Genomic DNA, 20,360 nt, shown 5'->3' on the forward strand with positions numbered 1-20,360 from the left:
GCGGGCGCTCCGGGCATGCGGTTGACTATGGGGCGTGACAAACCGGCCCCGGATCGTCGACGTTGTCGTGGTCGGTGCCGGCTTTGCCGGGCTGGCCGCCGCCCGTGAGCTCACACGTCAGGGGCACGACGTCCTGGTGTTCGAGGGCCGCGACCGGGTGGGCGGCCGCTCGTTCACCGGCAGCGTCGCCGGCCTGCCCGCCGACCTGGGCGGCACGTTCGTGGGTCCCACCCAGGACGCCGTCCTGGCGCTGGCCTCGGAATTGGACATCCCGACCGCCCCGACGCACCACGAGGGCAAGAACGTCATCCACTGGCGCGGCTGGGCGCGCAGCTACCGCGGCACCATCCCGAAGCTCTCGGTCACCGGCCTGCTCGACATCGCCCGGCTGCGTTGGCAATTCGACCGGATCGCCCGCACGATCCCGCTGGTGGCGCCCTGGGACGCGCGCCGCGCCCGGGCGCTGGACGAGTTGTCGCTGGGCGAGTGGCTGCGCTCGGTCCGCGCCACCGCGTCGTCCCGCGACCTGATGGCCATCATGGCCCGGGTCACCTGGGGGTGCGAGCCCGACGACGTGTCGATGCTGCACGCCGCGCGGTACCTGCGGGCGGCCGGCGGCCTGGACCGGCTGCTCGACGTCGAGGACGGCGCCCAGCAGGACCGCTTCCCGGGCGGCACCCAGCAGATCGCGGACGCCATGGCGGCCGAGCTCGGCTCCCGGGTCGTGCTCAACGCACCGGTCCGCCGCATCGACCGGCACGGCGCGGGAGTCACCGTGGCGACAGACGCCGGCGAGGCCGACGCCGGTTTCGTCATCGTCGCCGTCCCGCCGGCTCACCGCGCCTCGATCGAGTTCGCTCCCCCGCTGCCCCGCGAATACGATCGGCTCGCAAGGCACTGGCCGCAGGGCCGGCTCAGCAAGGCCTACGCGGCCTACTCCACCCCCTTCTGGCGGGCCGCCGGGTTCTCCGGGCAGGCCCTGTCGGACCGCGGCCCGGTGTTCATCACCTTCGACGTCAGCCCGCACGCCGACGGCCCCGGGATCCTGATGGGCTTCGTCGACGCGCGCGCGTTCGATTCGTTGCCGCCCGAGCGGCGCCGCAGCGCCGCGCTGGACTGCTTCGCGGCCCTGTTCGGCGAGGACGCGCTCAAGCCGCTGGACTACGTCGACTATCGTTGGGGCGTCGAGGAATTCGCGCCGGGAGGCCCGACGGCGGCGGTGCCGCCGGGATCGTGGACACGATTCGGGCCGTGGTTGCGCGAACCGGTGGGGCCGATCCACTGGGCCGGCACCGAGACCGCCGACGAGTGGACGGGTTTCCTCGACGGCGCGATCCGGTCCGGCCAGCGCGCGGCCGCCGACGTCGCCGCCCTGTTATGAGCTGATCCGCCGGACCCGCGCGTTCACCGATTCGGCGAGCGCCCGCAGGTGGCGGTTGACCTCGTGGGGCCGTTCCAGCATCGAGCAATGCCCGCCGGGCAGTTCGACGAGGTCGACGAGGTTCGGGGCGGTGCTGGCGATCCGGCGGGCTGAGGTCATCGGCGTCAGCCGGTCGTGCCTGCTGCCGATGACCAGCGTGGGCACCGTCAAACCGTCCAGGTTGAGGTGCCGCGAACCCATCGCGGCCACGAGCATCCGCGCGCAGCCGGCGCGACCGGCCGGCGGGGTCTGCAGGAACAGGTCGTGGATGAGACTCGCCACGCCCGGGTCGGCCTCCCTGCCCACGGCGAGCATCGCGACCAGGTAGCGGCTCGGGATATGGGCGGCACGCGGAACGGGCAACCCGCCGAACGCGCCGATCAGGGCGCGGCCGGCCATCACCCGGGCCGCCGCCAGCTCGTAGGGCACCGACAGCAGCTTCACCTCGCGCAGGAGGTCCCCGGTGGTGGTGTTGATGAGCGCGACGGCGTCGGCACGCCGGTGCACCTTGTGGTGGTAGCGCGCCGACCACGCGGCGATGGTGATGCCGCCCATCGAATGCCCGGCCAGCACGGCGCGCTCGTGCGGTGCCAGCGTCGCCTCCAGGACCGAATCCAGGTCGCCCGCAAGGTGTTTGAGGCTGTAGCCATCGCGCCGCGGAACTCCGCTGCGACCGTGCCCGCGGTGGTCGAAGGCAATCACGCGGTAATCGTTGGCCAGGTCGGCGATCTGGTATGCCCACGCCCGAATGGCGCAGGTGATGCCGTGCGTCAGCACGATCGGGTAACCGTCGGCCGGCCCGAACACCTCGGCGTGCAGCGGGGTGCCGTCGGCGGCTCGGACGGTCAGGGTGCGGCCCGGCGGCAACACCTCGGCCGATCGGTCGGTTCGTCGAACGCGCATCGCCGCCCCTCTCGACCGCGGCCCCGTCGCCGCGGTCTGGTTGGAAGCAGATTTTAGCGTGAAAGTGACCCCGGATCAGGCAAACTCACGCAATGGTGGCCGGCCAAAAGCCGCGTGTCGCGCCGCCGATGTGAGACGCTGGCGGCCGTGTCCCCGATTTCCCGTCGGGATTTCCTCGTGGCGACGACGAGCGTGGTCGGCGCCGGCCTGGCGGGCGCCTGCGCGTTCGATCGCCCACCCCCCTCCGACACCCCCTACGACACCTCCTCCGGCACGAAGGCCGTGCTCGTGGTCGGTGCCGGGATGGCGGGCCTGTCGGCGGCCCGCGCCCTGACCGAGGCGGGCTGGCCGGTTCGGGTGATCGAGGCCCGCGACCGGATCGGCGGCCGGGTGTACACCAGCCGCGACTGGGGCGTGCCGCTGGAGATGGGCGCGTCGTGGATTCACGGCATGACGGACAACCCGTTGACCGAGCTGGCCCGCCGGGCGCGGGCGCGTGTGGTCCCCACCGACTACTACGGGTGGGCGAAGCTGGCGGTCGACCCCGCGCTGCCGCCGCTGGACTACGACAAACAGACCTGGCGCCAGTTCGTGCGCTTGGCCCGCGATCAGGTCGACGACGGCAGCCTCGGCGCCGCCGTCGCCGCCGCCGCGGACGACGAGGGCCTCTCCGACTCCGACCGCGCCCAGTTGGCCTTCTACGTGACCTGCGAGATCGAGGACGAATACGCGGCGAGCGCGGATCGGCTGTCCGCCTTGACCTTTGACGAGGGCAGGTACGCCCGCGGCGACCAGGACGTGATCACCAGCGGCTACGACGCGCTACCCAATTTGCTCGCGGCCGGACTTCGGATCACGCTGAACACGCCGGTGACCGCGATCGCGCGCCGCGGCGACTCCGTCACCGTGCGGGCCGGCGACCGCTCCTTCGAGGGACCCGCCGCCATCGTCACGGTGCCCCTGGGTGTGCTGAAATCCCGTGCCATCGCGTTCGATCCGCCGCTGCCCGCCGGGCACGCCCGAGCGATCGACGCGCTGGGATTCGGGGTGCTGTCCAAGAGCTACTTTCGCCTCGACCGGCGAACGTGGAACGCGGAGAACGCTTTCTACCTCTACCTCGGCGCGCAACCCGGGCTGTGGTCCCAGTGGTTCACGCTGTCCGGCGACGCCGGCCCGATTGTGTTGGCGTTCAACGCCGGTGACCGCGGCCGGTCGGTGGAGTCGACGGCCCCGCCGGAGCTGATGGCCAGCGCGCTGCCCATCGTTCGCCGGCTCTTCGGCAACGACGTCGCACCGGTGGAGGTCCGCACGTCGGCCTGGGCCACCGACCCCTATGCGCGCGGCTCCTACTCGTTTCACGCGCCCGGGTCGGGACCCGAGGACCGGCGCCGACTGCAGGAGCCGATCGGTGACCGGCTCTACCTGGCGGGCGAGGCCGTCGGCGTCGACAACCCGTCATCGGTGACGGGCGCCGTCATCAGCGGGCGCTACGCCGCCGGCCAGCTGATGTTCCGGCTGAGCGATTGATCGCCCGCGCGGACGGGGCGGTCAGCCCGCGCGCTGCGGCTCTTCCTGCCGCGCCGGCCCGAATGCGCCGCGCGCCCTGGGCACGTCGGCCACCCGCAGCAGGGCGTCGGCAAGCGAATCCACCACCGGCAGACCGTGATCGCGGACAATCCGGGTCAGCCGGCGCAGCGGCGCGCCGTCCACCACGGTGCAGTGCAGTCCCGCCGATCGATGCTCCTCGTTGAGCACCAACAGCATTCGAAGGCCCGCGCTGCTGAGGAAATCCAGGTGGGTGAGGTCGAGGATCAGCGGGGCCCTCAGCAGCGCGAAGCGCCGAATGGTCGTGGCGACAAGGTCGGCATTGGACGCGTCGACTTCGCCGTCGACGCGCAGGACGGTGGCCACGCTGCGCGCGTGAACGTGCAATTGCGCACCGGCGCAATCGATCTCATAACGATTACGCGGCTGTCCGGGCAGGCTTGCACTGCATGTATCGGGGGAGGCAGTCATGGTGAGATACGCCCTTCGCGGCGAATTCGAACTTGGCGAGCGACAACGGAGTTGCTCAGGTGTCCTGATGCGCCCTTGATACCGGCAGCTGTGGACTCAACCTGAGACCAGCCTACCCGAGGAAGCCGCCGGCGGCACGTCGACCGCGCCCAACGCCAAGGATTTCGGGTGCGATCCGGCTCACTGCCGCAGCGTGGTGTGTGGGCTCTGACCGTAGGCCTGCCGGTACTGGACAGCGAACCGGCCGGTGTGGGCGAAACCCCAGCGCTGGGCGATCTCGGTGACGGTGGTGGTGGGCGGGGTGCCGGCCAGCAGTTCTTGATGCGCGCGGCTCAGCCGCACCCGGCGCAGGTATTCCGTCGGCGTGGTGTCGAGCTGGCGCCGGAACAGGTATTGCACGGCCCTGGGCGTCAGGTGCACCGCGGCCGCGATGTCGTTGATCCCGACGTCGCCCGCGGCGTTGCGGTGGATGAACGACACCGCGTCCCTGAGCGTTTCGGGTATCGCGGGGTCGCCCGCCAGATCCGGGTCGGTCACGGTCGAGGGGAAGCATTCGAGCATCGCGCTCGCGAGCAACGGAGCCACGCCCGCGACGACCAGTGGCTGCTGGGCGCTTTCGGGCGAGGCCAGGGTCACGATCGCATAGTCGAGCGCTCGATGCCAGGCCCGGATGCCGGCGCGCGACCGCGGGCGCCGGTTGAGGAACTGGACCTGCGGCGACGCCGAGTGCGCCGCGGCGACCTTCTGCAGGGCGTCGGGGGCAACGCTCACCACATCGAACCGAGCGCCGCTGACCTGCAGGGCGCACGACATGCCGTCCGCGACGAGCACCGGGCAGTCCGCCGCGGGAAGCGGGCCGTCGGCGACCGTGAGAGTTCCCCCGCGGGGCTGGATGACCACCAGCGTCTCCCCCGCGGGAATTTCCAGGGTCGCCCGGCCGTGCACGAGCACCTCGTCGACCGTCACCGATTGCGTCCGGCGCCGGCGGTGGGTCACCGCGCACGGGCCGGAGATCCCGCCGACCCGCCACCCCGGGGTATAGGCGTCGGCGAAGAATTGGCGCGCCGCCTGCGGGTCGAGGGAGCGGATTCGTTCGTGGCGGACCGCGGCCGGGGCGACCCGGGGCAGGTCGTACATGGGTTCGTCGGGATCCAGAACGTCGTCGCCGGCGGGAATGCTGCCCACGGCGCCAGTGTAGGCGGTGCCGCACGTAGGCGGCGGTGTCGTGCCCGCGGGCGGACAGGGCGGCGCACAGCTGGCCGAGGCTCTCCCAACCAGCGTCGTCACACGCGATGTCGTCGCCGCCCACAAGCGCAACCCTCAACATCACTCCCTCCGCCGGAGCCCGCGCACTTACCGTCCGGAGACGATTAGCCCGGTGGGGGTACCCGATGCGCTCGGCGACGAAACATAAATTTTCGCCGACCACCATGACGAGCAAAAGCCCAGGTCGCGCCGTCGCCCGCCTGGTCCGCGCGCTCAGTCCAAGAGGTCAAACCCGATCCGGTCAGCCGACGGCGGTGCGTACACGTGAGCGACCCCGGAAACGCGCAGTCCCCACCGGTTTCCGCCGCTCGCGGCGCGGGCACTCTCGGATCGGTGTCTATCGGAAGGGAGGATGGGTCGTGCCGAACTCGTCGATCAAGAACGAGAAGATGTACCGCGATCTGCGCAAGCAGGGCGACTCCAAGGAGAAGGCGGCGCGAATTTCGAACGCGGCCGCCGCGCGGGGCAAGTCCTCGGTCTCCCGCAAGGGGGGACTCTCGGGTTCCTACGCCGACTGGACGGTCCCACAGCTCAAGAAGCGCGCCAAAGAGCTTGGCATTTCCGGGTATTCGGGCCTGACCAAGGACAAGCTGGTCGCCAAGCTGCGCAACCACTGAGTCGGCGGCTCAGTCGGTCAGGCCGAGCCGCTCGGCCAGCACCAGGAACGCGAACGCGTAGTCGTTGTCCGCTGTTTCGCTCCTGATGCGCTCCCAGTCCAGCCGTTCGCGAATCGCCCGCACGGCGGGCAGCAGGCGGGCGAAGTCACAGTGGTGTTTGCCCAGGGAACGCAGCTTCTGGATGAGCACCATGGTGGGCGGCAGCACCGGCATCGTGATCGCCAGCACGTCACGGTCTTCCGCGCTCAATCCAGGGTCGCCGGTCCGGCGGGTGCTCCACGGCGAACCCCGCGTCGCCCAGCGTCGCCGCCGCGGCGGCGACATCGGCCTCGGCCACATCCACGTCGTGACTGGGTTCGGGTGCGCCATAAGCCCACAACGCGTAACCGCCGGCCAGCGCGAAACGGGGCCCGTTCTCCTTCAGCGCCGACGCCGCCTCCCTCAGCGCCTCCCGCAGGGGGCCGCCCTGCGCCGGGGCGTTCGCGGCTGCCTCCGTCGATGCTTTCGTCGATGTCCTCGTGGGTGGGTCATACCCCTGCTCCTCGGCTCGGCAACCTTGCCGGTGTTGGGGAATCGTTCGCGCGCCGTTTAATTCAGGGTCCGAAGGGAAACACTTCAAGTTATGTCAGGCCGAGTCCCCCGCGCGCACGACCGGGTCGCGGTCGTGATTCCCGCCTGCCGGGCGATCGCGAACCCGCTGGCCCACCAGGCCGGGGCCGACGCCGATACGAACTTGATGGTCTTTGCGACAACGCGAGCCCGGGCCCGGGACCCACATGGACTCGCTCGTCACTCCGGGCAACCGGGGAGATCGGTGGCGGGTGATTGCGTGTGACGGCGGGGGTGGTCAAGCATTGGCTGGAGTCGGGACGACTCGAGATGCCACTGCCCGCGTCGGGACGAACCGCTGAGCGGTGGCAACGCCTGGCGCGGCTGGCCGAGGACGACATCGTCGCGGCCCGGATCGCCGAGTCCCACGTCGACGCCGTCGCCATCCTCGGCGAGCTGGGCGGCAAACCGCCCGAGCCGGGCCAGCTGTGGGCCGTGTGGTCGGCCGAGTCCCCGGACGCGACGGTGCGCGCCAGCCACGTCAACGGCGCCCACACGTTGAGCGGAACGAAGGTCTGGTGTTCGGGGGCCGGGTTCTGCACCCACGCGCTGGTCACCGCGCGCCAAGACGACGGGCGCCGGGGCCTGTTCGCGGTCACCGTCACCGAGCCGGCCGTGAAGGCGCTGCCGAGCACGTGGTGGAACCCCGGAATGGCCGGCAGCGACACCCGGTCCGTGCAATTCACCAACGCCCCGGCCGTGTCCCTGGGCGACCCCGGCGAGTACGAGGAGCGGCCCGGCTTCTGGCACGCCGCGATCGGCGTCGCCGCCTGCTGGCTCGGTGGCGCGCGCCGGGTCGCCGAACCGCTGTACCGTTGCGCCCGAAGCAGATCCGCGGACGCGTACTCCCTGGCCCACCTCGGCGCGGTCGACGCCGCGCTGGCCGCCAGCGACGGCATGCTGACGGCGGCCGCGGCGCAAGTCGATGCCGACCCGTTCGACCGCGCCGGAACCGCTCAACTGCTGGCGCGCCGGGTCCGCGCGGTGGTGGAACACGCGGTCGACGAGGCCATCACCCGCACCGGCCGCGCCCTGGGCCCGGGTCCGCTGTGCCAGGACGGCCGGCACGCCCAGCGGGTCGCCGACCTGACCATCTACATCCGCCAGAGCCATGCCGAACGGGACCTCGCCGAGCTGGGACGCCTCGCCGGACAGCAGTGAGGATGGCACGGACGCCCGCCCCGCGGGTAACGACGCCAGGTTTGCGGCCAAGCCCGGCGCCCACCGTTTCACCTGACAGCGCGGCCGGGTGACTGCCCGGGCTCGAAAGCGGGTATCGAAACCCCATGCGCGTGGCCACTTTCAACATCCTGCATGGCCGCACCGTCGGTGACGGGGTGCACCCTGACCGGCTGCGCGACGCGGTGCGCCGACTGGACCCCGATGTGCTCTCCCTGCAGGAAGGTGGACCGCGAACAGCGCCGCTCCGCTCTCGCCGACCTCACGGCGGTGGCGGCCGAGGCCATGGGCGCCGTCGAACACCGTTTCGTGGCCGCGATCTCCGGCACCCCGGGGGCCACGTGGATGGCCGCCACCGGGCGGGAACAACCGGGCACCGCCGCCTACGGGATCGCCCTGCTGTCCCGGTATCCGGCCATCAGCTGGCAGGTGGTTCGGTTGCCGCGCATCCCGATGCGTCTCCCGATGTACTTGCCGGGCCCCAACCGGGTGATGGTCGTGGACGAGGAGCCGCGGGCCGCGGTCATCGCGCAATTGCGCACCCCGGGGGGCGGGCTGACGGTGGCCAACACGCATTTGTCCTTCGTGCCCGGCTGGAACCGGCGCCAGCTGCGCCGCCTCGTTCGCGACCTGCGCGGGTTCCCGGGGCCGCGGCTGCTGACCGGCGACCTCAACATGACCCCGTCGGCGGTGCGCGGCTGGTCGGGCATGCACCCGCTGGCCGTCGCGAAAACCTTTCCCGCCCAAGCTCCCACCCGCCAGCTCGACCACATCCTGACCGACGACGGCGGCCTGCGCGGAGATGCCGTCGAGGCCCCGCTCATGCCCATCTCGGATCATCGGCCGCTGGCCGTCAACCTCGAACGCGGGTGAAGGCTAGCCCCGCCCGGCGGCCGCCACCCGGCGCCGCACCCGTTCGATGTCGTCGGGCAGCGGCATCGCATCGGTGACCCGGGTGATCGCCACCCCGACGTCGACCCTGCCGGCCGGCGCGGACAGCCTCGCCGCGATCGCGGCGGCCTCGTCATCGGACACCCGGCGCGGCAAGAGCGCCAGCAGCGGCGCGTAGCCGGCAGCGGGAGCGGCGGCGGGGTAGCCCGCCCGCACGAAGGCGACCACGGCCGAGATGCAGTTGCCCAGGCCCATCGCATTCACCCCTCTCCCTACCACGTCCGTGTCGGCGCCGGCGCCGCAACAGCCGAGGAATAGCCCGGCATGACGGATTGAAACACGGCGACCGGTGACGCGAGCGGGGTCCGGCCCAGATCGGACCGGACCCCGCCCCGCGGAACAGGCTATTGATTCTCCTTCTGGCGCTGTTCGGCAGCGTCCGCGCCGGCCCGTGCGGACTCGGCTTCGGCTTCCTTGCGACCCGCGTCGCGCTGGGCATCGGCCTTGTCCTGCTGCGCCTGACCTTCGCGGACCATGTCGTCGCGGCCGGTCACGGCTCCGCCGACCTCTTTTACCTTGCCCTTGATGCCTTCGACGGCGCCCTGCAGGGCTTCCTGCGGCCCGCTCTTGTCGTCCCCCATGTTTTGCCTCCCTATCGGTTGTTGGTGGGCCCCGAACCGGCCCCGCGACCGGTGGTCTGCCGAATCGCCACAACCCGTTTCGGGTTCCCGCCGCGCGCGCCCTCAAACGCCCGCCGCGCGGCCCCCACAGAGTTGACGGACGGGCCGTGACGCGAAGGATCACGGATCCGGCGTTTGAGCCCGCTTTTGCCGGGTAGTGATAGCCGGCGATCCTCGAATGTCCGCGAAATCGGGAAAAGGGGTGAGGGACACGACCACTGTCGCAGTCGTCGGGGCGACCGGGACGGCCGGTACCCGCGTCGTCGCACGGCTCCGGGCCCGCGGCGTCGCGGTGGTCGAGATCTCCCGGACGCGGGGTGTCGACCTGCTCGGGGACGGCCTGGCAAGCGCCCTGGACGGGGCCGAGGTCGTCATCGACGTGTCGGACCCGGCGCCGGCCGATGGGCGGTCGGGCGTCGAGGACGCACTGGCCGCGGCCTCCCGCAACCTCGTGGGTGCCTGCGCCGCCCGGAAGGTCCGGCGTCTGGTGGTCTCGACGATCGCCGGCGTCGAGGACCCCGCCTTCGACGGCGTGCCCTACTACGAGGGCAAACGGGCGGCCAAGAAGATCGCGCTCGACAGCCAGGTGCCCACCACGATCGTGAAATCCACGCAGTGGTACGAATTCGCCACCCAGCCGGTCGCGGTGGACTTCGACGGCGATGACGAGGTGGTGGTCGAAGACTGGCTCATTCAGCCGATCGCGGCCGACACGGTCGCCGACGTCCTCGTCGAGGCGGCCCTGGGGCAGACGCACGCGCCGCGCACCGTGACCGGCCCGCGCCCCATGCGGCTGCCGGACCTGGCGTCGAGAGTGCTGGCCCGCCAGGGCGACGCTCGTCCCGTCCGCGCCGTGCGCCCGGCCATTCCCGCGCTCTCCGCGGGGGTGCTGCTTCCGCCCGATCATGCGGTGGTCGTCGGGCCCGACGCCGACACCTGGTTGCGCTCGCTGCCACCGGTGGCCGTGGCCGGCGACGGGCAACGGGCAACGGCCCCCGGCAGGCCGGACCGGTCGAAGAGCTGAGCCGCCGACTCAGGTCACGTTTGGGTCACGATCGCGATCACGAATTGTTAAGAAAGACAGCACTTTCTTTAGAGCTCCCACAAGCTAACAGGTCGTATCGGCCGTTTGCCCGGCAAATGGCCGGTCACGGAACGTTGACGGAGTGGCCGACGGCCGTGCGTTCGTCGTCAGCCCACACGGCGACCTTGCCGCTTCCGCTACTTTGGGTTACGAGGTTCGGGCGCCTCTTTCACGCACCGATTCGATTACTTTCGAAGGACAAAATCGATCATGAAAAACAGCAGCATTGTCGCGCGTCGGCGAGTTGCCGGCATCGGTGCCGGCTGCCTGCTCGGGGGGATCGCGATGGGCATCGTCGGCGCGCCGTCGGCCGCCGCGGCACCCGACTGCAGCCCGGCCGGTGTGAACGCCACCGTCTCCTCCGTGCAGGGCTCGGCGCAGCAGTACCTCGCCGCTCACCCGGACGCCAACCAGGTGGTCACCGCGGCCTACGGCCAGCCCCGCCCGGAGGCCGAGTCGAGCCTGCGCAGCTACTTCACGGGCCATCCCCAGCAGTACTACGACCTGCGCGGCATCCTGGCACCGATCGGTGACACCGAACGGCAGTGCAACGTCAAGGCGTTGCCGCCCGTCCTGGAGTCGGCCTACCAGGAATTCATGGCCGGCTGAGGCCGTCGAGGAACGACCCGGGGCGACCCGCCACACTGCCGTGGCGGGTCGTCTTGCGTTGGCGCAACGTGTAAACGGCTGCGCCCACGGGTATTTCTGCCTCGGACTCGACCCGGTGCGGAGTGAAGGAGACGGGGATGCGGCTGCGTCGCAGCGTACTCAGCGCGCCGGGGATCAAGCGCAGGCGCCGCGGCACGGGGTTTGCGTACTGCGGTCCCGGGGGCGAGCCCGTCGCCGATCCGCAGACCCTCCAGCGCATCAAGGACCTGGTGATTCCACCGGCATGGAAGGACGTCTGGATCTCGCCGCACCCCAACGGTCACATCCAGGCCGTCGGGGTCGACGCCGCCGGCCGTCGCCAGTACCTCTACCACACCGCCTGGCAGCAGGAGCGCGCCGAGGAGAAGTTCGACCGCGTCCTGCAGCTGTCCACCCGGTTGCCCGCGTGGCGCGCCGCCGTCGCAAAGGACTTGTCGCGCAACGGTTTAACCCGGGAGCGGGTGTTGGCGCTGGCGCTGCGTCTGCTGGATCGCGGCTACTTCCGCGCCGGCGGGGAGCAGTACGCCGAAGAAAACGAGTCCTACGGGCTGGCCACGCTCTTGTGCGAGCACGTCAGCGTCCATCGTCACGCGGTCGAGTTCGACTTCCCCGCCAAGAGCGGGGTGCGGCGCAAGGTCAAGATCGAGGATCCCGAGGTGGTCCGGGCGGTGCGGGCGCTGCGGCGGCGTCCGGACTGCGGCGGACGATTGCTGGCGTGCCGCACCGCGTCCGGCTGGGCCGACGTTCGCTCCGACGACCTCAATGCTCGGTTCAAGGAGCTGGTCGGCGACGAGTACAGCGTCAAGGACCTGCGGACCTGGCATGGCACCGTGCTGGCCGCGACGGCGTTCGCCGACGCGGACCCCGCCGTGTCGGGGCGGGTGGCCAAGCGCGTGGAGTCCGCGGTGATGAAAGAGGTCGCCGAGGGGCTCGGCAACACCCCCGCCGTCGCGCGCGGCTCCTATGTGGACCCGCGCGTCGTCGCCGGTTACGAACAGGGCCTCACCATCGCCGCGGCGGCCCGGCGCGCCGAACGGACCCCCGATCCGGACGCGGCGCAGGGAATCCTGGAAAAGGCCACCCGCATGCTGATCCGGCGAGTGGCCAAGGGGCACAGCGACTCCGGGCCCCCGGCCCTGGCCAAGACCGCCTGAGACCGCCTGAGACCGAGCGCACCCCGCCGCCCGCGCACCGACGCCCCAGCAACCCGGATGCGTTCGCCACCCGTCGGGGTTCCGGCGGCCCTGACAAAAGGCTGAGAATCCCGCCCGGTGTGGGAATAACCGCGGCGATTGTGGGAACCCGCAACGGGGTGGTCAGTGCGCAGGCGCGTCCACCCGATCGCCCGCGGTGAAAAAACACCGGCGCAGCGACCATCCCCAGAACCCCCGTCGTTGCGGCGCCCTTGTGACCGCCGGCAGCGCGAGGTCAGCACGCGGACCGTCCAAGGAGGAAAAGTCAATGTCCAAACAAGAGGTTTCCGACTACCTGCTGGAGCGACTGCGCGCCTGGGGCGTCGAGCACGTCTTCGCGTTCCCCGGCGACGGCATCAACGGCATCCTCGCCGCGTTCGGCCGCGCGGACAACAAGCCCATGTTCATCCAATCGCGGCACGAGGAGATGAGCGCATTCGAGGCGGTTGGGTACGCCAAGTTCACCAACCGCGTCGGGGTGTGCATGGCCACCTCGGGCCCCGGCGCCATCCACCTGCTCAACGGCCTCTACGACGCCAAACTCGACCACGTCCCGGTGGTGGCCATCGTCGGGCAGACCAACCGCAGCGCCATGGGCGGGTCCTACCAGCAAGAGGTCGACCTGCTGACCCTGTTCAAGGACGTCGCCAGCGACTACGTCCAAATGGTCACCGTCCCCGAGCAATTGCCGAACGTGCTCGACCGCGCGATCCGGGTCGCCCTGGCCCAGCGCGCGCCCACGGCGATCATCATCCCGTCCGACGTGCAGGAGCTGGAGTACTCGCCGCCCACCCACGCCTTCAAGATGGTGCCGTCGAGCCTGGGCATCGAGTGGCCGGCCGTGGACCCCGACGACGCCGCGGTGAAGCGCGCGGCCGAGGTGCTCAACGCCGGCAAGAAGGTCGCCATGCTGGTCGGTCACGGCGCGGCCGGCGCGCGCGACGAGCTGATCGAGGTCGCCGACCTGCTCGGCGCCGGGGCGGCCAAGGCGCTGCTGGGCAAGGACGTGCTGAGTGACGAATTGCCCTGGGTGACAGGCTCTATCGGCCTGCTGGGGACCCGGCCCAGCTACGAGCTGATGCGGGATTGCGACACCCTGCTCACGGTGGGTTCCAGCTTCCCCTACACGCAGTTCCTGCCCGGGTTCGAGCAGGCGCGCGCGGTGCAGATCGACATCGACGGCCGCTTCATCGGCATGCGCTACCCCTACGAGGTCAACCTCGTGTCGGATGCGAAGGCCGCGCTGCGCGCGCTGATCCCGCTGCTGCGGCGCAAGGAGGACCGCAAGTGGCGCGAGACCGTCGAGTCCAACGTGGCCCGCTGGTGGAAGACCATGGACATGGAGGCCAAGGTCAGCGCCGACCCGATCAACCCGATGCGGCTGTTCTCCGAGCTGTCTCCGATGCTGCCCGACGATGCCATCGTCACCGCGGATTCCGGCTCCTCGGCGAACTGGTACGCGCGCCAGCTGCGGTTCCGCGGAAACATGCGGGGTTCGCTGTCGGGCAACCTGGCCACCATGGGCCCCGGGGTGCCGTATGCGATCGGCGCCAAGTTCGCGCACCCGCGCCGCCCCGTCATCGCCTTCGTCGGCGACGGCGCGATGCAGATGAACGGCATGGCCGAGCTGATCACCATCAAGCGGTACTGGCGGGAGTGGGGCGATCCGCGCCTGATCGTCGCGATCCTGCACAACAACGACCTGAACCAGGTCACCTGGGAGATGCGCGCGATGGCCGGCTCGCCGAAATTCGCCGAGTCACAGAACCTCCCGGACGTCGACTTCGCCGCGTTCGCGGCCAGCCTCGGCCTCAACGCGATGGCGATCAAGGACCCGGACGAGCTCGGGGACGCCTGGCGCAACGCCCTCTCGTCGGACCGCCCCACCGTCCTCGACGTCTTCACGGACCCCGACATGCCGCCCATCCCGCCGCACGCCACCTGGGACCAGTTCAAGTCGGCCACCACCGCCGTGCTGTCCGGCGACGAGGACAGCGTCGGCTTCGTCAAGGTCGGCCTGAAGACCAAGGCGCAGGAGTTCCTCCCGCACAAGAAGAGCTGACCGCTCACAGGGCGGAACGCGCGCCCCGCAGGTCCTCGACGAAGGCCTTGTAATACCCGGGGACCACATCACCAAGCATGGTGTAGCGGTGGGAATGGGGGGTACTGCCGCACCAACGCAGCCTTCAAGGACTTCCAGGGGGAGCATGGTGCCCGAGGACCCGGGAACAGCCGGCGGCGCCCGACGGGTGCGGCGAGTGGTCGCCGCGTGCGCGATCGCGGCGGCGGCCTGTTCGGCCCCGGAGACGCCGTCCAACGGCCTGGAAAGCTCGCCGGAGGTCCAGCTGTGGCGGGTCGGCGCGCTGCTGCACGAGCCGGTGTGGTCCTACCACTCGCACGCGCTGGTGGCCCTGACCGACGATCACCGCCTGGCCGAGGTCGCCGCCGCGAGCCCCGGCGAGGCGGCCACCCGGCTCTCGGCGCCGATGCCGGTGGGACGCAATGTCCAGATCAGCCAGAAGGACGACCGGGACGTGTACGTGCCACAGCCCGAACGCGACAAGGTCGCCGTCGTGGAACTCCAAACCCTGCGCCAGGTGGGCGAATTCGACGCCGGACCGGCACCGGCCTACCTGTCACAGGACGCGGGGCTGCGGGTGTTGCTCGCCCTGTCCGCCGACGGCACGTCGGTGACGCCGGTGGACGAGTACGGCTCCCGGGAGCTGCCGGCCGCCCCGATCACCGGCCTTCCCGCCACGAGCATCGACGGCGCGAACCGCGGCCGCGAGATCGACTACCACCTCTACGCCTCGTCGGGCATCCGCCATTACCAGGGCCGCACGTCGCCCCCGCGCGAGCGGGGTTCCCTGGGCCTGGACGTCGCGGTGTCGGCGGGCGACGGCACGGCGGTGAGCCGCAGCTACGTGGCCGGCCGCGACAGCGACGTCCTTTACGCGGCGGATTCGCGCCGCGGCGGGGACGGCATGGAGGTGCTCGCGACCGCCCGGCTGGGATCGGCGATCCGGGAGCTGGCCACCGACGACTTCCGCATCTACGCGGCCACCGACCGCGAGGTGGCCGTCCTGGAGACGGACAGCTTCACGGGATTTCCCCAACGTCAGATTCCGGTGATCCGGACCATCGACTACCGGGCGGGGCTGCCGCCGGACGCCCAGGCGGCGCGGCTGTCCGGGATGGCCGTCGGGCCGCACCGGGTCTACCTCACCTTCGCGGAAGCGCCCTACGTCGTCAGCGTCGCCAAGCCGCGCGTGTGATCGCCCTTCTGACAAGACAATTCGGCCGCCGGTAATCGCCGGGCGGCCCCGCGCCACCCGGGCACCGCGCGAACGGCCCTGGTACGCGCTGCGGTCGGCTAGATTCGGGGCAGGATCCGGCTAAGGAGGTTCCGGCGTGACCGACCCCGGAGATCCCTTCGCGAGCAACCCGTTCAGCTATGACCCGCTGGGCCGCGCCCCGCTGCCCCGCCCGCCCGCCTTCGCGCACGGCTCCCGCGGGCCCCACGGTCGAGCCCGCGGCCGTGGCCGCGCTGCTGCCCGGCGTGGACGCGCTCAGGAGCATCACCGGCGACGCCAGCCTGGAGGCGGGCCCGACGCGGGACAGTCCGCCCCGGCCGGAGGGCGACGATTCCGTCAGCCCCGCCGAGTGTTGGGGCAGCATCGCGCCCGGCAGCCCGGAGGCCTACCCGTCGGACTCCATCGCCGGTTATCACGCCGCGAAGATCTCCGACACCCGCACGCTCTTCAAGTCGCTCGAGATCGTCCAGGCGGTCGTGGCCTTTCGTGATGCGTCCGCGGCCCAATCACAGCTGGCGACGCTGCTCGCCGGCTGGAGTCGGTGCAGCGCGTCGACCGTGTGGTTCACGGTCACCGGTGTCGGACCGGTCCCGTACTCGCTGAGCGGCCCGGCCGACGCCGGCAACGGCATCAGCACCCTGGACCTGACGCCCAAGGGCCCGCGGCTGCGCACCGTGCACGCGATCGCCGCCAAGGCCAACGTCATCGTCGACGTGTGCGTCACCGACGGCGGCACGACGGACGCCGAGCGCGCGCGGCAGTCCGCGATCGGCATCGCCAACTACGTGCTCGGCAAGATCCCCGGCTGACGGCGCGGGCTGTCGGCGGGCGTCAGTAGGGTGGGCGCTATGAAATATCTCGACGTTGAGGGCGTGGGACGGGTCAGCCGGATCGGACTGGGCACGTGGCAGTTCGGTTCCCGCGAATGGGGATACGGCGACGGCTACGCCTCGGGCGCCGCGGGCGACATCGTTCGCCGCGCCCTCGACTCTGGCGTGACGCTGTTCGACACGGCCGAGGTCTACGGGTTCGGGAAAAGCGAACGGATCCTCGGCGAGGCGCTCGGCGACCGGCGCGCCGAGGTCGCGGTCGCCAGCAAGATCATGCCCGTGGCCCCCTTCCCCGCGGTCGTGAAGCAGCGCGAGCGCGCCAGCGCGCGACGGCTCGGGCTGAGCCGCATCCCGCTCTACCAGATTCACCAGCCCAACCCGGTCGTCCCCGATTCGGTGATCATGCCCGGCATGCGCGACCTGCTGGAGAGCGGGGAGATCGGCGCCGCCGGCGTGTCCAACTACTCGCTGGACCGCTGGCGCAAGGCCGACGCGGCGCTCGGTCGGCCGGTCATCAGCAACCAGGTGCACTTCTCGCTCGCCCACGCCCGCGCGCTCGAGGACCTGGTGCCCTTCGCCGAGCGGGAGAACCGCATCATCATCGCGTGGAGCCCGCTGGAACAGGGGCTGCTGGGCGGCAAGTACGGCCTGGACAACCGGCCCGGCGGGATCCGCGCCGTCAACCCGCTGTTCGGCACCGAGAACCTGCGCCGCGCCGAGCCGCTACTGCAGACCCTGCGCGACGTCGCGGCGCAGGTCGGCGCGAGGCCGGCCCAGGTCGCCCTGGCGTGGCTGATCAGCCTGCCGGGCGTGGTGGCCATCCCCGGCGCGTCCAGCGTCGAGCAGCTCGAGTTCAACGTGGCCGCGGCCGACATCGAGCTGCCGCCGGAGGCGCGCGACGCGCTGACCGCGGCAGCGCGGGCGTTCCGGCCGGTCTCGAACGCGCGCTTCCTCACGGACATGGTCCGCGAGAAACTCGGCCGCTAGGACTGCGCGGAATCCGCGAACGCCGCCGTGCCGGCCGGCGCGCCCCGGGCCACCACGACGGGCATCGAGGTGGCCGCGTCGGTGCGCAGGATCGTGTGCACCACCGCGATCAGGTCCTCGACCGGCATCAACTTGCCGGGCATGCAGCCGCGGGAGGCCCACATCGGGACCGCCTTCATGGCCAGGTCCATGTCCCAGCCGACGTTCATTCCCGTCTGCGCGTCGCCCTCCCCGCCCGCGCACTCGCCGACGATCAGGGTGGTGAAACCGACGTCGGGGTGCTCGGCCCGCCACGCGTCCACCAGCCGCTCCAGGGCCGCCTTGCTGACGCCGTAGGCGCCCAGCCCCGGCCAGGGCGGCCCGAAGGTGCCCGCGTCCGACGAGAGGTAGACGGCCTTGCCCGCGGACGCCGTCAGGTGCGACACCGCGGCGGCCGTCACCAGCGACGCTCCGATCACGTTGGTGTCGAAGATCCGCCGCCAGGTTTCGGCGTCGGTGTCGACCAGCCGGACGAGCGGACCCACGGCAGGCGTGTAGACCAGGCTGTCGATTCCCCCGAGCGCGTCGGCGGCGGCGGCGATCGCCGATCGGCACGAGGCCTCGTCGGTGACGTCGCATTCGATGGCGGTCGTGCTCGCGCCGGCCTCCTTCGCCGCGGCCTCGATGCGCTCGCGGCGCCGCGCCAGCAGCGCCACCCGGTCGCCGCGCTGGGCGAGACCGACGCCTATGCAGCGCCCCAGTCCGCTCGAGGCGCCGACCACCACTGTCCTTGACATATTCGCCCTCTCCTGTAACGCCGCGCTCTGGGGCAAGAACCTACCGGATCGAGTCCGGAAGTCACCGACCGGCGGCCGCTCACACCTGGACGACGGTGTTGCGCTCCCCCCGCTTGGCCTGGTACATCGCGGCGTCGGCGCGGGCCGTGACGGACGCGACCGACTCGCCGGGACGGGCGAGGGTGACTCCGACGCTCAGCGTCGCGTGGATCGTCGCGCCCGCCACGTCGATCGGTTCGGCGGCGCAGCGGCGGATCTTCTCGGCGATCCGAACGGCCTCGGCGATGCTGTGCAGGTTCTTCAGCAGAACAACTACTTCGTCGCCCCCCGTACGGCCGACCGTGTCACTGACCCGGACCGAAGTGCGTATGCGGGCCGCGACAACGGCGAGCACGACGTCGCCGATGCCGTGTCCCCAGGTGTCGTTGATGTCCTTGAAGTGGTCGATGTCGCAGAACAGGACGCCGAGCCGCGTTCCCGGTGCCGGCGGTTGAGCGAGGGCGGACTCCAGGCACTTGAACGCCTCGGCGCGGTTCGCCAGGCCCGTCAGCGCGTCGAACCTGGCCATCCGTTCCAGCCGCTGTTCGGCCTCGACCTGCGCGTCTATGACGCGGACGGCGGCGATCAGACCGTCTGCGTTGCCCTCGGCGTCGACGCACGGTTTTCCGTGCCCCTCGACCCAGTGGTATTCGCCGTCGGCCGACCGGACGCGGAACCGTTGCAGGACCGGTTCGCCGGCGGCGACCCGGCGCAGCGCAGCGATGACCGTGGCGCGGTCCGCGGGATGAATGTGGGCATCGAAATCCGAGCCCGCCCAGCTTTGCGGTGGCCGGCCGAGCATGGCCTCCACGGACGGCGAGATCCACGCGATCTCGCCGTTGCGGACGTGCAGGACGATGTCCACCGCGTTCTCGGCGAGGATGCGGTAGCGCATCTCGGCGTCGGCGCGTTCCTGACTGACCTGTTCCTTCTCGATCAGCAGTTTCTGTTCGCGCTGGATGAAGAAGAACGTGATGGCCCCGACGATGACGGTCCCCAGCAGGATCGAGAAGGTCCACTCCGCGTGCTCACCCAGGCCGAGCCGCAGGACCAACGGCCGTGCGAGCGCGACGACGACCGGAAAGCCGGCGAGGGTGGCGGCCAGGCGAAGCAGCGACTTCCGGTCGGGCCGTGCGAGCACCCAGGCAAGGGGAGAACGGTCGGGGCGCGACAGCGACGTCGCCATGACCAGCAGCAGCAGGGCCAAGGCGGTCATCAGCGCCTGGCCGGTCGACGGCGAGTAGCCGACGAGGGCCAGTGCGTTGAACAGATAGGCACCGACCGTGACGAACGGGATGGCCGCGGCGATCGCCATGCAGGCGGGCCACACGACGCGGGTGCCGCGGTCCACCCGTATCAGCGCGATTGCGGCCGCCAAGACCAGGGCCGACACCGCGGTCTGCGGGCTCGGGCGCCCGGGCCAGGTCCATTGCGTCAGGCGCACGGCGTCGCCGAACCATAGTTCGTCCAGTCCATGCGACGCGCCTGTCGCGTACTCCCAGAGCGTCACGCCGGCGAGGGCACCGACCGCGGCGGCCAGGCCACGCCCCATCCAGACGCGCCGACGCGACGGGTGCCCCGACTGCGCCAGGATGGCCGCACCGAGCGCGGCCAGCCACAGCGCGGTCCAGGGCATCATCTGCGGCCAGGTCGGATAGACGCGGGTCAACATGTCGATACCCGTCGCCCAGCCCGACAGCGTCAGCGCGGCGAGGGCGAACACGGCTGCCACCGCGGACCGTCGGCACCAGGCCACGGCCGCCTCCACGCGCACGTCCGACCCGGGCCCGTCCATCGGCCGCCCCTTTCCTTCCCCCGCGGGCGCAACCGACATCGTGCGCGCACCGGCAACCGCTGCCGAAGGGCATAAGGTAACCAATTTTGGGACGAAACGTCACCGACCGGGCC

18 protein-coding genes and 3 pseudogenes are annotated in these 20,360 nt (G+C 71.1%); 12 read left to right on the top strand and 9 right to left on the bottom strand.

What is annotated here, in order from left to right:
• Positions 1–34: 34 nt before the first annotated feature.
• Positions 35–1,381 (top strand): flavin monoamine oxidase family protein, encoded by a 1,347-nt coding sequence (locus BN971_RS22935; protein WP_085181966.1) that lies wholly within the window; start codon positions 35–37, stop codon positions 1,379–1,381.
• Here the strand turns inward: BN971_RS22935 and BN971_RS22940 are convergent.
• A complete protein-coding gene (locus BN971_RS22940) occupies positions 1,376–2,323 on the bottom strand; it encodes an alpha/beta fold hydrolase (protein ID WP_085181967.1) in 948 nt (315 codons plus the stop codon). The two genes, BN971_RS22935 and BN971_RS22940, sit on opposite strands and share 6 nt — an antisense overlap.
• A gap of 147 nt (positions 2,324–2,470) precedes the next feature.
• On the opposite strand from BN971_RS22940, the gene BN971_RS22945 reads away from it, so the two are divergent.
• Entirely contained in the window at positions 2,471–3,850 is a 1,380-nt protein-coding gene (locus BN971_RS22945; protein ID WP_085181968.1) for a flavin monoamine oxidase family protein, read from the top strand.
• A 21-nt stretch (positions 3,851–3,871) separates the two neighbouring features.
• On the opposite strand, the gene BN971_RS22950 is transcribed toward BN971_RS22945, so the two are convergent.
• The 3 genes and pseudogenes from BN971_RS22950 to BN971_RS25415 all read right to left on the bottom strand — a co-directional run.
• Entirely contained in the window at positions 3,872–4,339 is a 468-nt protein-coding gene (locus tag BN971_RS22950) for an STAS domain-containing protein (protein WP_085181969.1), read from the bottom strand.
• 180 nt (positions 4,340–4,519) lie between these two features.
• On the bottom strand, positions 4,520–5,476 hold the full coding sequence (locus tag BN971_RS22955; protein ID WP_090350637.1) for a helix-turn-helix domain-containing protein: 957 nt from the start codon (positions 5,474–5,476) through the stop codon (positions 4,520–4,522).
• Positions 5,453–5,524, bottom strand: a pseudogene (locus BN971_RS25415) (Rv2175c family DNA-binding protein); the annotation flags it as partial. The pseudogene BN971_RS25415 and the gene BN971_RS22955, both read right to left, overlap by 24 nt.
• 440 nt (positions 5,525–5,964) lie before the next feature.
• Here BN971_RS25415 and BN971_RS22960 point away from each other — a divergent pair.
• Positions 5,965–6,222 carry a DUF7218 family protein gene (locus BN971_RS22960; protein ID WP_085181970.1) on the top strand — a complete coding sequence of 86 codons (258 nt, stop codon included), beginning with the start codon at positions 5,965–5,967 and terminating at the stop codon, positions 6,220–6,222.
• 9 nt (positions 6,223–6,231) lie between these two features.
• On the opposite strand, the pseudogene BN971_RS22965 reads toward BN971_RS22960, so the two are convergent.
• Positions 6,232–6,679: pseudogene (locus BN971_RS22965) on the bottom strand (hypothetical protein).
• 374 nt (positions 6,680–7,053) lie between these two features.
• Between BN971_RS22965 and BN971_RS22970 the strand changes: the two are divergent.
• The gene (locus BN971_RS22970) at positions 7,054–7,992 is read left to right on the top strand and encodes an acyl-CoA dehydrogenase family protein (RefSeq protein ID WP_085181971.1); all 939 of its coding nucleotides are present in this window, start codon (positions 7,054–7,056) and stop codon (positions 7,990–7,992) included.
• A 125-nt stretch (positions 7,993–8,117) separates the two neighbouring features.
• Positions 8,118–8,883, top strand: a pseudogene (locus BN971_RS22975) (endonuclease/exonuclease/phosphatase family protein).
• Positions 8,884–8,886: 3 nt separating this feature from the next.
• On the opposite strand, the gene BN971_RS22980 reads toward BN971_RS22975, so the two are convergent.
• Together BN971_RS22980 and mbp1 are read right to left on the bottom strand one after the other, a co-directional pair.
• Positions 8,887–9,156 carry a DUF3349 domain-containing protein gene (locus tag BN971_RS22980; protein ID WP_085181972.1) on the bottom strand — a complete coding sequence of 90 codons (270 nt, stop codon included), beginning with the start codon at positions 9,154–9,156 and terminating at the stop codon, positions 8,887–8,889.
• 149 nt (positions 9,157–9,305) lie between these two features.
• The gene (mbp1, locus tag BN971_RS22985) at positions 9,306–9,542 is read right to left on the bottom strand and encodes a microaggregate-binding protein 1 (RefSeq protein ID WP_085181973.1); all 237 of its coding nucleotides are present in this window, start codon (positions 9,540–9,542) and stop codon (positions 9,306–9,308) included.
• A 241-nt stretch (positions 9,543–9,783) separates the two neighbouring features.
• Here mbp1 and BN971_RS22990 point away from each other — a divergent pair, with 241 nt between their 5' ends.
• From BN971_RS22990 to BN971_RS23020, 7 genes are all read left to right on the top strand, one after another.
• Complete coding sequence (locus BN971_RS22990) at positions 9,784–10,605, top strand: SDR family oxidoreductase (RefSeq protein WP_085181974.1); 822 nt, start codon at positions 9,784–9,786, stop codon at positions 10,603–10,605.
• Positions 10,606–10,875: 270 nt separating this feature from the next.
• A complete protein-coding gene (locus BN971_RS22995) occupies positions 10,876–11,274 on the top strand; it encodes a heme-binding protein (RefSeq protein ID WP_085181975.1) in 399 nt (132 codons plus the stop codon).
• 137 nt (positions 11,275–11,411) lie between these two features.
• A complete protein-coding gene (locus BN971_RS23000) occupies positions 11,412–12,467 on the top strand; it encodes a DNA topoisomerase IB (protein ID WP_085181976.1) in 1,056 nt (351 codons plus the stop codon).
• 307 nt (positions 12,468–12,774) lie between these two features.
• The gene (locus BN971_RS23005; protein ID WP_085181977.1) at positions 12,775–14,568 is read left to right on the top strand and encodes a thiamine pyrophosphate-requiring protein; all 1,794 of its coding nucleotides are present in this window, start codon (positions 12,775–12,777) and stop codon (positions 14,566–14,568) included.
• Positions 14,569–14,713: 145 nt separating this feature from the next.
• Positions 14,714–15,781, top strand: coding sequence for a hypothetical protein (locus BN971_RS23010; RefSeq protein ID WP_085181978.1), 1,068 nt, complete (start codon positions 14,714–14,716; stop codon positions 15,779–15,781).
• A 179-nt stretch (positions 15,782–15,960) separates the two neighbouring features.
• Positions 15,961–16,629, top strand: coding sequence for a sensor domain-containing protein (locus BN971_RS23015; RefSeq protein WP_090350604.1), 669 nt, complete (start codon positions 15,961–15,963; stop codon positions 16,627–16,629).
• A 39-nt stretch (positions 16,630–16,668) separates the two neighbouring features.
• Positions 16,669–17,637 (top strand): aldo/keto reductase, encoded by a 969-nt coding sequence (locus tag BN971_RS23020; protein WP_085180933.1) that lies wholly within the window; start codon positions 16,669–16,671, stop codon positions 17,635–17,637.
• Here BN971_RS23020 and BN971_RS23025 read toward each other — a convergent pair.
• Together BN971_RS23025 and BN971_RS23030 are read right to left on the bottom strand one after the other, a co-directional pair.
• Positions 17,634–18,401: an SDR family oxidoreductase gene (locus tag BN971_RS23025; RefSeq protein ID WP_085180932.1), complete on the bottom strand. Its 768-nt coding sequence runs from the start codon at positions 18,399–18,401 to the stop codon at positions 17,634–17,636. The genes BN971_RS23020 and BN971_RS23025 overlap by 4 nt on opposite strands.
• Positions 18,402–18,492: 91 nt before the next feature.
• A complete protein-coding gene (locus BN971_RS23030) occupies positions 18,493–20,247 on the bottom strand; it encodes a diguanylate cyclase domain-containing protein (protein ID WP_090350606.1) in 1,755 nt (584 codons plus the stop codon).
• Positions 20,248–20,360: the final 113 nt, after the last annotated feature.

It is taken from the genome of Mycobacterium bohemicum DSM 44277 (genome assembly GCF_001053185.1).
Lineage (GTDB): Bacteria > Actinomycetota > Actinomycetes > Mycobacteriales > Mycobacteriaceae > Mycobacterium > Mycobacterium bohemicum.